At 44.7% G+C, this 13,231-nt stretch carries 15 protein-coding genes and 2 tRNA genes; 7 read left to right on the top strand and 10 right to left on the bottom strand.

Features of this window, described 5'->3' with window-relative positions; translation table 11 throughout:
• Positions 1-38: 38 nt before the first annotated feature.
• From CL55_RS04195 to CL55_RS10830, 3 genes are all read right to left on the bottom strand, one after another.
• A tRNA-Arg gene (locus tag CL55_RS04195) sits at positions 39-115 on the bottom strand.
• A gap of 36 nt (positions 116-151) precedes the next feature.
• Positions 152-228: transfer RNA gene (locus tag CL55_RS04190), tRNA-Pro, on the bottom strand.
• 135 nt (positions 229-363) lie between these two features.
• Positions 364-489 carry a hypothetical protein gene (locus CL55_RS10830; RefSeq protein WP_257719925.1) on the bottom strand — a complete coding sequence of 42 codons (126 nt, stop codon included), beginning with the start codon at positions 487-489 and terminating at the stop codon, positions 364-366.
• A gap of 252 nt (positions 490-741) precedes the next feature.
• On the opposite strand from CL55_RS10830, the gene CL55_RS04180 reads away from it, so the two are divergent.
• Positions 742-2,823 (top strand): TonB-dependent receptor, encoded by a 2,082-nt coding sequence (locus tag CL55_RS04180; RefSeq protein ID WP_046329999.1) that lies wholly within the window; start codon positions 742-744, stop codon positions 2,821-2,823.
• Positions 2,824-2,831: 8 nt separating this feature from the next.
• Here CL55_RS04180 and CL55_RS04175 read toward each other — a convergent pair whose 3' ends face one another.
• From CL55_RS04175 to CL55_RS04155, 5 genes are all read right to left on the bottom strand, one after another.
• Positions 2,832-3,359 (bottom strand): chromate transporter, encoded by a 528-nt coding sequence (locus CL55_RS04175; protein WP_046329998.1) that lies wholly within the window; start codon positions 3,357-3,359, stop codon positions 2,832-2,834.
• Positions 3,356-3,928, bottom strand: a complete 573-nt coding sequence (locus CL55_RS04170; RefSeq protein ID WP_046329997.1) for a chromate transporter — start codon at positions 3,926-3,928, stop codon at positions 3,356-3,358. The genes CL55_RS04175 and CL55_RS04170 overlap by 4 nt, the downstream gene beginning before the upstream one ends.
• A complete protein-coding gene (locus CL55_RS04165) occupies positions 3,925-4,752 on the bottom strand; it encodes a CYTH domain-containing protein (RefSeq protein ID WP_046329996.1) in 828 nt (275 codons plus the stop codon). The genes CL55_RS04170 and CL55_RS04165 overlap by 4 nt, the downstream gene beginning before the upstream one ends.
• A 55-nt stretch (positions 4,753-4,807) precedes the next feature.
• Positions 4,808-5,713 (bottom strand): polyphosphate kinase 2, encoded by a 906-nt coding sequence (gene ppk2 / locus CL55_RS04160; protein ID WP_046329995.1) that lies wholly within the window; start codon positions 5,711-5,713, stop codon positions 4,808-4,810.
• Between the two features lie 65 nt (positions 5,714-5,778).
• Entirely contained in the window at positions 5,779-6,564 is a 786-nt protein-coding gene (locus tag CL55_RS04155; protein ID WP_052728750.1) for a lysophospholipid acyltransferase family protein, read from the bottom strand.
• An 84-nt stretch (positions 6,565-6,648) separates the two neighbouring features.
• On the opposite strand from CL55_RS04155, the gene CL55_RS04150 reads away from it, so the two are divergent.
• The 4 genes from CL55_RS04150 to CL55_RS04135 all read left to right on the top strand — a co-directional run bounded on the left by CL55_RS04150 (position 6,649) and on the right by CL55_RS04135 (position 9,875).
• Complete coding sequence (locus CL55_RS04150; RefSeq protein ID WP_046329993.1) at positions 6,649-7,458, top strand: UDP-2,3-diacylglucosamine diphosphatase; 810 nt, start codon at positions 6,649-6,651, stop codon at positions 7,456-7,458.
• Positions 7,455-8,483: a glycosyltransferase family 4 protein gene (locus CL55_RS04145; RefSeq protein WP_046329992.1), complete on the top strand. Its 1,029-nt coding sequence runs from the start codon at positions 7,455-7,457 to the stop codon at positions 8,481-8,483. The genes CL55_RS04150 and CL55_RS04145 overlap by 4 nt, the downstream gene beginning before the upstream one ends.
• 9 nt (positions 8,484-8,492) lie before the next feature.
• Entirely contained in the window at positions 8,493-8,897 is a 405-nt protein-coding gene (locus tag CL55_RS04140; RefSeq protein ID WP_052728749.1) for a diacylglycerol kinase, read from the top strand.
• Positions 8,898-9,143: 246 nt separating this feature from the next.
• Positions 9,144-9,875, top strand: a complete 732-nt coding sequence (locus tag CL55_RS04135; protein ID WP_237150555.1) for a GNAT family N-acetyltransferase — start codon at positions 9,144-9,146, stop codon at positions 9,873-9,875.
• A gap of 3 nt (positions 9,876-9,878) precedes the next feature.
• Here CL55_RS04135 and ppx read toward each other — a convergent pair whose 3' ends face one another.
• Both ppx and CL55_RS10870 read right to left on the bottom strand, forming a co-directional pair.
• The gene (gene ppx / locus CL55_RS04130) at positions 9,879-11,390 is read right to left on the bottom strand and encodes an exopolyphosphatase (RefSeq protein ID WP_046329990.1); all 1,512 of its coding nucleotides are present in this window, start codon (positions 11,388-11,390) and stop codon (positions 9,879-9,881) included.
• 125 nt (positions 11,391-11,515) lie between these two features.
• Complete coding sequence (locus tag CL55_RS10870) at positions 11,516-11,728, bottom strand: GDCCVxC domain-containing (seleno)protein (RefSeq protein WP_082091891.1); 213 nt, start codon at positions 11,726-11,728, stop codon at positions 11,516-11,518.
• 110 nt (positions 11,729-11,838) lie between these two features.
• Between CL55_RS10870 and CL55_RS04125 the strand changes: the two genes are divergently transcribed.
• Together CL55_RS04125 and CL55_RS04120 are read left to right on the top strand one after the other, a co-directional pair.
• Complete coding sequence (locus CL55_RS04125; RefSeq protein ID WP_046329989.1) at positions 11,839-12,258, top strand: hypothetical protein; 420 nt, start codon at positions 11,839-11,841, stop codon at positions 12,256-12,258.
• Complete coding sequence (locus CL55_RS04120) at positions 12,259-13,227, top strand: hypothetical protein (RefSeq protein WP_052728748.1); 969 nt, start codon at positions 12,259-12,261, stop codon at positions 13,225-13,227.
• Positions 13,228-13,231: the final 4 nt, after the last annotated feature.

Genomic DNA, 13,231 nt, shown 5'->3' with positions numbered 1-13,231 from the left:
GCAAAGCGTTGATTTAAAAGGATGGGGTAGAACTTTTTTGGCCTGCCCAGCACGATTCGAACGTGCGACCTACGCCTTAGAAGGGCGTTGCTCTATCCAGCTGAGCTATGGGCAGTTATATGCTGGGTGTATCTAGAACAATAAGGGAAAGTGGTCGGAGTACAAGGATTCGAACCTTGGACCCCCTGCTCCCAAAGCAGGTGCGCTACCAGGCTGCGCTACACTCCGACGGAATCGATATTCTACACCGAGATGCCCTACAGGGGCAAATACAGTAAGATTCTGGATATGGAAGCCTCATTTTTAAGCAAATTCAGAAAGCATCTCAGGGGATTTCTTGCCCTCAGTTTTCTAATTGCTAGCTTATTGGGTACCCACTGGATTGGCTTTGCTCACAGCATTACTCACTCCGACATACATCATCAAACTGTTGAACTGAGTTGCACAGATCAAGCGCCTGCGACTGGTCATAGCTTTGAAAGCTGTCATTTGCTCGATGCTCTGACACTTGCCAGCTTCGTTGCCTCAACATCAAATCTCTTCCTTGCTAGCGACCTCTCTCAGGAAGCACATTTAGTATCGAACAATCCCTCACTAGCCCAAATTCAAATTGGGCTATATCAATCTAGGGCTCCACCTAGCTTCATCCTGTAAATCGCCTAATACGCCAGACTTCATTGTTCGGCATCTAGATTTATTGCTCTATCGAATAGATAGCGCATCAGGTTTGAAGGAAATAATATGTATCGAATCAATGAGCCATTAGCTAAGCACAGGCTTATTTATGTCTTTATCTCAGGATTACTTAGCTCTACTGCTTTTGCTCAAGCGCAACCCTCTCTAGAGATAACCGCAACCGGCTCTCAAGAAGCGACGCAAAGTATTTTGACGCCCACTAAGATTTTGCAAGGCGATGAGCTGCTGAATAAATTAGGCACTACTTTGGGCGCCACACTGGCCAATGAATTAGGCGTATCCGCAACAGGCTATGGCGCAGGATCATCGCGTCCAGTCATTCGCGGTCTTGAAGGCGCTCGAGTACAAATTTTGCAAAATGGTCTATCAGTGGGCGATGTCTCAAACATCTCACAAGATCATGCGGTTGGTAATAATATGCAAAATGCGCATCAAGTTGAAATCTTGCGTGGTGCAGCTGCCCTACTCTATGGCTCGGGGTCTAGTGGTGGTCTGGTGAATGTAGTGAATGATCGTATTTTGACTAACCTACCTGATCGCCCAACAGGCGCTATCAATACCAGCTATGAAACAGTGAATAATGGCAGAGCTGGAGCGGTAGAGGTAGATGGCGCTTTTGGCTCAGTAGCCGTTCACGTAGATACTGCCATCAATAATGCCAATGACTATCGCATACCTGGATACGCTAATCAGGGTGGACCAAATCAAGCGTGGTCTATTAATCCTGGCCAAGCGCAAAGCGTTCCATACTCAGGTAAGTTGCCAAACTCATTTAGTAATCAGAATAATTTGGGTGTTGGTGTTTCCCATATTGGTCAAAATGGATATACCGGCGTTTCAGTCGAGCGCTTAAATAATAACTACGGCATACCAACACCTGAAGGTGGATCAATCAATCAGTCGCAAAATCGATATGACCTACAACATCAAACACGCGATCCATTTGCAGGCTTTTCTTCATTCAAATTTAGTGCAGCCAATTCGAATTACAACCACACTGAATTTAATAACACGGGTGTAGTAGCATCACTTTGGAAGAATATTGCTAACGAAGCGCGTTTTGAATTAGCCCATAACCCAATAGCTGGCTGGAAAGGCACTTTTGGGGCGCAGGTATCTGCAGCCTCACTCAATGCTACGGAAGTTGGCACGGGAAGCTATGCAATCGTGCCGCCGACTAAAACTAATTCCAATGCTGTGTTTTGGATTGAGGAAGGCAGGTGGAATTCTCTACAAGGCAATCTTGGCCTGCGGTATAACAATATGGCACAAAAGCCAAATCTTGGAACTGCGTTAGAGCGACAAACAGTCAATACCGGTGGAAATACACCAGCGATAACATTACAAAATCGTAGCTTTAATTTACTCTCTTACTCAGCCGGGGGTTTATGGAACTTTATGCAAGGTCATGGTGCTGGTGTAGCGTATACAGTTTCACAACGGGCTCCGAGCGCCCAAGAACTGTACTCATATGGTGCACATGAATCTACTGCTACCTTTGATATTGGCAATCCTAATCTCAATAAAGAAACTTCGCATAATCTAGAATTCAATCTTCAAAAAACTAGTGGATTGATGCGCGCTAAAGCTAGTGTGTACGCTAATCGTTTTAATAACTATATTTATGGTTACTACACTGGCCAATATATCCCTACCCAAGAAAACTTCTCTGTAGTTACAGCACAGCAAGCTGCAGCAACCATTAAGGGCGTTGAGGGCGAGCTTACTTATAACTGGCGTGAGCATGGTGTTGGTGGTCGGGTATTTGGTGATGCCTCTCAAGGAACCTTTGATGCAGGCGGTAATCTGCCCCTCCAACCTGCTCCGCGTTTAGGCGCTGAGATTGCGCATCAGCGTAATGGCTGGCTGACTAATGCTACTTACATCTATAGCTATCAACAGAACAAACTGGCTAACTGGGAAATTGGCCCAGCACCGAGTTACAACTTATTGAATGCTGGCATCTCCTATACAGAGAAAATTCAAGATGTTAATTGGACTGTGTATCTGAATCTGAAGAACTTACTCAATGAGCAAATTCGGTATGCCACTACACCAATGGCTGTCAGACTCTTTGCGCCGCAACCCGGCAGAAGCCTCATGCTTGGATTGCGTGGAACCTTCTAAGTTTTTGCTTAATTTAAATAAGCCATTAGCAAAGCACCAAACCCTCCTGAGCCAAGAATAACCAAAACTGGATTAATCTTGGTTCTGAGGATAAGGTACAGAGTGACGAGGGCAAGTACCAAGGTAATACTGCTCACTACAGATGCCTTAGCAACAGCATAAACACCGGATGACATTAGTCCAATAGAAATGGGCTCAAGTGCATTTTGAATGGATCGTCTCCAAGGACTCTCTCCAAAACGATTCCAAAGCCTTCCCATATAAAAGCACATCAAGCTTGAAGGCAAAAAGAAGGATAGCAAGACTACGCCGGCACCGAGGAGCCCGGCAATTTGATAGCCAATCACTAAGACCATCAACATATTGGGACCGGGTGCCAACTGTCCAATACTATAAATATGGACAAATTGAGTATGGTCTATGCCGAACTGATGTGCGAGTATGGTTTGCATCTCTGGCAGCACGGCAGTGCCACCGCCAACCGCCAAAATGGAGAGCAAAGCAAAAGTCCAGGCCAAGTGAATCAAAAGACTCATTGAGATTGACCTGGTCGGAACAGATAGATCGAGATCGGCGCCATAATCAGAATTACATATGGCAGTGAAAGCTTGAAGATGCTCATCAATACAAATGTGCAAATAATGATCGCTAGAGACTTCACATGACGCCAGTGGGTATCGCCGATCTTGTAAGTAATGGCTGCCAGCAAACCGGTAGCTGCCGCTGCAATACCTCCAAGAATCCAATTAATCGAGGGATGGTCTCCAGCGTTGGCGTAAATGAGGCCAATACCCAGCACAAAGAGTGAGCCCGGCAGGATTAAGCCAAGGGTTGCAATGACAGCACCAAGAACACCACGAAGATGATCTCCAGCTAACACAGCCATATTGACAGAATTTAAGCCCGGCATCGTCTGACTAATCGCTAAGTACGCCATAAACTCATCAGCACTGAGCCACTTGCGCTTTTCTACCAAGAGGATTCGTTCGTAGGCAATGATACCCCCACCAAAACTGATAGCGCCAATAGTTAAAAACTGAATAAACAGATCACCCAAGTTGGGAGACTTAGCTAACTGTGTATTCACTGGAAGCTGTGAGCTCACTCAGGTTTTCCGTATACCAAGGCAGTTTTGGTGCTACCAATCTCCAACCAATCTTCTAACTCTACTTGAAGTTTCTTGAAAAATTTATCGGCACGTCGATGCGCTTTTTCTTGGCCTCGGTTTGCATCGTTGACTCGATAAGAAAAAGCTAATTCTCCAACAATTGGATCGCCCACGCTCTTCATCCAGATAGCAATTTCGCAATGCGCTTGTACACCATCGCCAAATACTAAGTTGCCAATCGGTAAACAGGCCTCAAGAATCTTATTGGTACGACCACCAACAATCCGAATGGGTGATTTTTTATCGATCGGTAAAGTCATCAGACCCGGGAAATACTTGGCAACACTAGCTAAAGATTTTTCAAAAAGGCTGTCAATAGGTACCGCATCCAAGATGGCGTTATTAGAGTAAATCGCTCTACTTGTGCCAATCGTATCGCCTCGTAGAATTTCTTCTTTCAGGCGTAAACGTGATTTGATTGTTTTTTTAGGTGATGGATCAAATTCATGGGACTTCTGTAAATCACCTGTACGGCACTTTAGGGTAACCTCGCACCAGTCATCAACCCAGATGTTTTGACGAGACTCACGTACGCGCAAAATAATATTATTACGTCTGAAATCTTCACCAGGCGTATCGTAAAAATAGATATTCCGTAAGCCTGTTGTAGCGTTATCTAAGTGAAAAAATTCCACCTTACTTTTTTTGCAGAACTGAAGAATTTGATCGCTCAAAGTAGTAATGCGGCTACGCCTATCCAAGCCCTGAGGCTTGATCAGGAGCTTAAATTCTCTATTAGTAATGCCTTGCTTTGGTTTCAAGTGCCCCCCTCGGTAAATACTGAGAGATTAACACTTCAGGGCCTATATTAGAAAATCAATAGACCTCGGGAACGTACATATTTTTCGGCACCGGCCCACGAAGATAGTCCGGATTATGCACTCGTTCAGGCAAGGTGATTTCAGGATGATCAATTTCCTTATAGGGAATTTGAGTTAGCAGGTGCGAAATACAATTAAGACGGGCTTTTTTCTTGTCGTTTGCAGCCACAACCCACCAAGGCGCCTCAGGAATATTTGTACGGTCCAGCATGATCTCTTTTGCTTTGGTATAGTCCTCCCAACGACGGCGAGCATCTAAGTCCATTGGACTCAGTTTCCATTGCTTCAATGGATCATGAATACGCACCATAAAACGACTATATTGCTCATCGTCTGAGATAGAAAACCAGTATTTGATCAGAATGATTCCGGAGCGAATAATCATGCGCTCAAACTCAGGAACTGTTCGCAAGAACTCCTCATACTCGGCATCGTTACAAAATCCCATGACCTTTTCAACACCAGCACGGTTGTACCAGCTACGGTCAAACAATACGATCTCGCCACCAGCAGGCAAATTAGATACGTAGCGCTGAAAGTACCACTGGGTTTTTTCACGCTCGCTAGGTGCAGTCAATGCAACGACTTTACAAACGCGGGGATTAAGACGTTGGGTAATCCGTTTGATCGCGCCGCCCTTACCAGCAGAATCGCGACCTTCAAATAAAACAGCCACCTTGAGTTTGTTTTCCACTACCCAATCTTGGAGTTTGACCAATTCACCTTGCAGGCGAAACAATTCCTTAAAGTAGACATTTCGAGGTATGACAGAGGCACTTCCGCCATCCGGTGACAGGCGATCATCATCGAGCTCCATTTCGAGCTCTTCATCCATGCTGTCTAGAATGTCTTCACGAGCGCTCTTGTACCACTCATCTATTTCTTTATGCTTTGATGTCATGTCACTTTCCGATACAGATATTTCTTTGTACCTCTAGGATATGACATTTTTATTACATATGCTCTTTATAAGGTTTTAGAAATAGCCTCTTGGCAATGGAGAGCGAGTTCCTTGCGATCGGGATTATTTGGATTGCCTATTAAATAAGGCTCCATTAGGCTTAAATGCACCTCTATATCTCGGTTGGCAATGACATTGGACATCGATTCCAGCAACCCCATATCTCCAATAAATGCAGGGGCATCGCTCCTAAGGCCTGTTGATTTAGAGCGGTAGGCAATTGCTATTGCTAAGACTGGTGCAGGAGCTATGATGGCAGCTTCAAATAAGTTAGGCTTAAAGGGCAGTACTGACTCTCCGGAAGTAGAAGTACCCTCGGGGAAAATACAGACCGACTCTACCCTCAGAACCTCAGCCATCTGGTCTACCACCTGCCTTGCATGGCGCGCACTATCTCTGCGGATAAAAACGGTACCCAACTGCTCTGCCATCCATCCAAATACAGGCCATCCCCGTACCTCTAATTTTGCAACAAAACGGACCGGTTTAAATGCATTAATCACATGAATGTCTAACCAGGAAATATGATTTGATGCCAGCAAATAGTGGCTGGAGGGCAATTTTTCAGCACCAATCACACGCAACTGAATATGAAAGATTTTTAATAACTTCTGAGACCATTTTTGTATGCGGCGGTCCTTCTGACCGCGACTTATAAAGGGAAACAAAAAAGCTAGCAAGCAGACCCCACTAATTACATGCACCAAGATCTGCATCCATTTCCAATGGCGAAGCCAACTACTTAGGGCTGAGGTGGAAATTGAGTCGGGGTTTGATTGGGAGCGCTTCATAACTAGCAGTAATATAAATCAAGTCATCAAACTGTCGTAAAAGTGTCATGAGGTCTTCATAATGAATCGGCTTAATAGTTACTCATGACGCATTACAGAGCGATTTGGATTTCAGATGTACACCTAGGAACATCAGGGTGTCAGGCAAACTACCTCCTCGATTTCTTAAAACATAATGAAGCTGACCAGTTTTACTTAGTAGGCGACATTATCGATGGTTGGCGCTTAAAGCAGTCCTTTTACTGGCCACAGACCCACAATGATGTGGTGCAAAAATTATTACGTAAAGCCCGTAAGGGTGCCGAAGTGATTTACATTCCCGGCAATCATGACGAAGCAGCTCGTCAGTACTTTGGCATGTCCTTTGGTGATATCAAGGTGCAAGAAGAGGTCATCCATACGACCTTAGATGGCCGTAAGCTTTGGGTAACTCATGGTGATTTATTTGATGGCGTAATGCAATACGCTAAATGGCTTGCCTATGTCGGCGACTCACTGTATTCCTTTATTTTATATATCAATCGCTACTTCAATATGATTCGGGTCAAGATGGGGTTGCAATATTGGTCCCTCTCCCAATATCTTAAGCATCAAGTAAAAAATGCGGTCAGCTATATCGCTGACTTCGAGCACATCATGGCTAGAGAAGCCCGCTTAAGAAATTGTGATGGCGTTGTATGCGGCCATATTCATAAAGCAGAAATTCGTGAAATCGATGGCCTGTTGTATTGCAACGATGGTGATTGGGTCGAAAGCCTATCAGCGCTTGTAGAAACTACAACTGGCGAACTCAAAATTATTTACTGGACTCAGATTCATGGTGATCCAGTGGAAGTACCTGAAATTACTCTCCAACCCGAGATTGCAGCACTAATTAAAGAGGTTTCCGTATGAAAATTATGATCATTACTGATGCATGGGATCCACAAGTGAATGGTGTTGTGAGAACGCTCAAACAAACGATAGCTGAACTGATCGGCATGGGTCATGAAGTCGAAATGATTACCCCAACGGGTTTTAAGTCGATCCCCTGCCCTACCTACCCAGATATTGCCTTGTCCTTATTCCCCGGAAAAGAAGTTGCTCGCCGCATTAAAGAATTTGCGCCGGATGCAATGCATATTGCTACAGAGGGTCCTTTAGGCCTTTCAGCTCGCTCTTATGCTGTAAAGAATAATTTGCCATTCTCTACTGCCTATCACACCCGTTTTCCTGAGTACGTCAAAGCCCGCACCGGAATTCCTTTGGCCATTACCTATGCTTTTATTCGCTGGTTTCATGGCCCTTCGATGGCTGTGATGGCACCAACTATTGTTGTTAAAGACGATCTCGAGAAGTACGGCCTTAAAAATGTCGTACTGTGGTCTCGCGGTGTAGATTTAGATATTTTCAAAATGCAAGACTCTAAAGTCCTCAATAGCGCTCACCCCATCTTTTTATATGTTGGTCGAGTAGCGGTAGAGAAAAATATCAATGCCTTTTTAGAGATAGATCTACCAGGTTCTAAGTGGGTTGTTGGTGATGGACCTGCAATGGCCAGTATTAAAGAAAAATATCCTAATATCAATTATCTTGGGGTTCTACAGCAACAGGAGTTAGCCAAGGTATATGCTGCTGCCGATGTTTTTGTCTTCCCAAGTAAAACCGATACTTTTGGGCTGGTGATATTAGAGGCTATGGCTTGTGGCACGCCAGTAGCAGCCTATCCAGTGACCGGTCCAATTGATGTTTTAGGCAACTCTACTGCCGGCGCAATGCATGAAGATCTTCAAATAGCTTGTATGCAAGCTCTGAAGATTCCTCGTGAACTAGCCAGAGCACATGCTGAGAAGTTTTCTTGGAGAGCAGCTTCAGAACAGTTTGCCAAGCATCTAAAGCCCGTGCCCTCGACAGCAGTTCATACCACCGCCCTTGCTTAAGCATTGATTTTGTCAGCACCTTACGACATCAAACAAAACCCCCATAAAGGGAACCGGGGGCTCACGAGAGCATGGCATGCTGCCAAGAACTCTTGGTGCGGCATAGTCTACGCATTTCAAGAGGAGAGTGCTTTTAGACAAGAGCTTTTCTTATTTGTTGTGCTGAGCCCCATTGCCCTTTTCTTGCCGATTAGCCCTCTTGAGAAATGCGCCCTCATTGCATCGCTCATCATGGTTTTAGTTGTCGAGCTACTGAATTCCAGTGTTGAGGCTGCTATCGATCGTATTTCATTTGATCATCATGATCTATCGAAAAGAGCAAAAGACTTTGGCTCGGCTGCAGTCATGCTCGCCCTGCTCATTGCCGCCTTATTGTGGGCAACGATTTGCATACCCCTTGTCATCAATTGGTAATACCCATTTTTTACTATTGATTATTAATAATTAAGGAACACCATGTCTGATATTCCAAATCCGCTTGCTGCATTTGATCTCTTTAATTCGCGCTTTGAAGCAAAGCCAAAGAAGATTAAAAAGAGTAAAACTGAGGCGATAAAAAAGCTTTTTTCTAAAAAAATTGCGAAGAAGCTATTTGGTAAAAAATTTGCCACTAAAGCTAGAGCAGAGCTCAGAGCCATAGAGCCAGTTGTTGAGAAGGCAATCGCTAAGCCAAAGCGCCCTGCATTTCAAATTACTTGGGCTAGTAGCGCCAGTGAGATTAAAGAAGCACAACGCCTGCGCTACAAGGTATTTGCAGAAGAGATGGGGGCCAAGCTTCCAAGCAATCCAGAAAACCTGGATATTGACGAATTTGATGCCTATTGCGATCATTTACTGATACGCGATCAGGAGTCATTAAGAGTAGTCGGCACCTATCGCGTACTCCCTCCGCACAAAGCGCTAGAGATTGGACGTCTCTACTCAGACTCAGAGTTTGATTTAAGCCGCTTGGATCACTTACGCCCTAAATTAGTTGAACTTGGTAGATCTTGTGTGCACGAAGACTTTCGTTCAGGCGCGGTCATCATGGCTTTGTGGAGCGGCTTAGCGCAATACATGCTAAAGCACGATTATGAAATCATGCTCGGCTGTGCCAGCATCCCCATGGGTGATGGCGGTCACTTTGCAGCCAGTCTGTATAACTCACTAAGTAATGATCAGATGGCGCCAGTTGAAAACCACGCCTTCCCACGCCTACCCTTACCTCTCGAGCGACTCAATGGTGGCCTAGCAGTAGAACCTCCACCGTTGATCAAAGGTTACTTAAAGTTAGGCGCCAAGATTTGTAGCGCACCTGCCTGGGATCCAGACTTCAATACAGCAGATGTCTTGACTATGTTGCGTCTATCAGATATCAATCCTCGGTACGCTAAACACTTCTTTGGGCAGTAAGAATTACTTCAAGCTAATGTTGTAAGGTCGGCCGATGCGCTCCCATTCGGCCGCTTCTTTTTGCAGGCTAAATTCTGTTAATGGATGTTCTCTAGCCCAGTCCTTGGAAAGACTGACTAAATAGTCTCCATTGTGCTCGGAGACTTTTACTTTGGGTAAATTGATGTCGCTACGCCCACGGCAAAGAACTTGAGCAAGTCGCATGCAAAACAACATACGCCAATCAGAGAAGGAGGCGTTATTCGCCAATTTCCCCAACTTACCGGTGTGACCAATCAGTAAGGCGGCTAATCTAGCTTGATCATTTTTTGAGAAACCCGGCATATCGGCATTGCCAGCAATGTATGCAGAATGCTTGTGGTATCCGTTATGCGATATCGATAAACCGATTTCATGAAGATTAGCGGCCCACTGCAATAATGCAATATTGTCCGCTCGACTTTCTTCATCTGGCTTAGGTAATTGCGCCAAGAACTCGGCAGCGAGATTACCAACACGCTTAGCCTGCTCCCGATCTACAGCATAGCGCTGCATAAATTGCTCAACCGTCACAAAGCGCATATCTTCATGCTGCGAGCGGCCTAGCAAGTCATAAAGCACACCGATTCTCAAGGCAGCATCCGTGACCTCCATGGATTCAATACCGAGCTCATCAAATACAGCAATCATGATGGCAAGACCACCAGGCCATACTGAGCGACGATCATCTTTAAGACCTTGAAGCTCTACCTGATTGATGTGATCATATTTCAACAGATGCTTTTTCATGGCTCTTAAGCCATCTCGGGTAATCAAGCCATCAGCATTATCTATCTGGCCATTGAAGTTGTTTTCGGCAATCAGTTCGGCTAAAGCACGTGCAGTTCCCGAAGAGCCGATCACCTGCTTCCAGCCAGCCTTTAGATATGCCTCAGAAATAACCTGAATTTCTCTTCTGGCAGCTAGCTCTGCCTCTTTAAAAGCATGGGAATCGATATTGCCCTTAGGGAAGAATCTCAGGCTATGAGAAACACAGCCGATATAGAGGCTTTCCATCAGCCTAGGCTCGTAACCTTTACCAATGATCAGCTCGGTAGAACCGCCACCAATATCCACCACCAAGCGATTGCCCTGAACTGCTGGCACTTCATGGGCAGCGCCAATATAAATCAAGCGCGCCTCTTCTACGCCTGCAATAACTTCAATGGGGAAACCTAAGGCCTCCTCAGCCTCTCGGATAAAGTGAGGTGCATTCTTAGCTACCCGCAGGGTATTGGTGGCTACAGCGCGCACATTGGCAGGATCAAACCCCCGAATACGCTCACCAAAGCGCCGAATTGCTGCAATCCCGCGCTGATAGGCATCATTACCCAATAACTTGTTATCCGTTAATCCAGCAGCAAGGCGTACAGACTCACGTAGCGTATCAATCGGGCGAAGCTGAGTACCCGAGGGCGTCTTGACGACTTGGGCAACCAACATACGAAAGCTGTTAGACCCAAGGTCGACAGCAGCGACAAGCTCAGTTGCATTCATGAGGGATTTATTTTGTTGTAAGGCCACAGCATTTCCAATAGAAGCAGGTTTACTTGAATATGTCTATTTTATGAAACTCTGATGACACATTCATGAAACGAGACCTTAGTCTACTGGGAAGGAGCTCAAGCAGCTAAATTTTGCTCCGCACTAGAACAATCTTGGCTTCCGAAACTGCAGAAAATACAGCAATCTCCTGATCTAGACCTCAAAATGGTGCTGCAACTTGGGCAGCGATATAAATGCTGGGAGTAGCCTAAGGGGATCTCTAGGGTTTCTTGTCCGCGGCAGTGGGGGCAGGTAATAGTTGTATGTAGTGAATTCACAGGCGTGATCATGAACTGGAACTATTACAGAATAAAGACATTATCCAGATCGAGCGATCTTCACCGAATCGTCATACTTGAAGAGCATGATCAGAACTTAAATTCACTATAGGAGATATGAGATGCTGTATCAAATTATCCCTCTTGAAATGGGCTCATTAGTCCAAAGATATATCTTTAAAAAACAGAATAAAGAAATTAAATGTGGGACAGTTTGGAAGCTTGGATCCATCACCACTACTATAAAACCTAAGTTCATTAGCCGGTATCAAGCCCAAGTGGGTATTTGTATAGGTGATATACCTGGAGCAGAAATTAGCAAGACCTATGATGGGGAAAAGGTTATCTACTTTTCTGAAACTGTAGATGAAGACGAGCAAGATGAGCTTACAGATATTTTCTACGGCAAATCGAAAAAGTATTCAGGGGAATATACGCATGCCTTTCAAGATCTGGGATGGAAAGAAATGGGAGAAAATACGTATATCTTCGGTGAGCTAGAGATTAAAGAAATCAATGATGAACCTGAACAATATAAGTAAATGAAATCTTTCAAAGCAATACGCCTCGGTCTATTTTTTCTTACTGTCACCATAGTCGGCTTTTCAACAGCTGCGATTGGCCAGACATTTAAGTTCGTTGCTCTAGGTGATATGCCCTACTCACTACCTCAGGATTTGCGACGCTTTGAAAACTTAATTACAGAAATAAACCGACTCAAACCTAGCTTCAGCATTTTTATTGGGGATACTAAGTCAGGCTCATCGCCTTGTAGTGATGAGCACAATCAAATCATTAAATCCTATTTTTCAAGCTTCAAGACACCCTTGGTGTACAGCCCTGGGGATAATGAATGGACTGACTGCCACCGAATTTTAGCTGGCGCTTACGATCCCCTAGAAAGATTGGAAGCGCTGAGGACAGTATTTTTTAGCACTAATCAAAGCTTAGGTAAAAATCCAATACGTCTTCAAAGGCAGGCAGATCTGGATCCAAGGTACTCCAAATATGTAGAGAACGCCTACTGGATTAAGAATAATTTTCTGTTTGTCAGCATCCATATACCTGGTTCCAATAACAATAATGAGGGTACAGAGTCAGCCATCAAGGAATATCAAGATAGAAATCAAGCCAATCTAGCATGGATCGATCAAGCATTTAACTTAGCTACCCAAAGAAATTTGAATGGCATCATCTTTGCCTATCAAGCCGATATGTTTTATAAGCCTAGCCAATTGACGAGTAGCGACAGCGGCTATCGCGATACATTAGAGAGCCTCATATCGAAGTCGGAGATCTTTAATAAGCCAGTGCTATTGATTCATGGCGATACTCATCGACTCAAAATTGACCAGCCCCTGCATCGCAAGAATCAAAAAAAGGTGCTGGAAAATGTATTACGACTGCAAGTAATGGGAGCCGATCAAGTTCAGGCGGTTGAAGTTCAGGTAAATCCTGCCCAAGAGCAGCCCTTTAGCTTTAGACCAATTATTCTCAAAGAAAATAATTAGTGGC

Origin of the sequence: Polynucleobacter duraquae, from assembly GCF_000973625.1 — a bacterium.
GTDB classification, from domain to species: domain Bacteria; phylum Pseudomonadota; class Gammaproteobacteria; order Burkholderiales; family Burkholderiaceae; genus Polynucleobacter; species Polynucleobacter duraquae.
The sequence above is the reverse complement of the archived record's forward strand: the minus strand, read 5'-3'. Positions and strand labels throughout refer to the sequence as shown.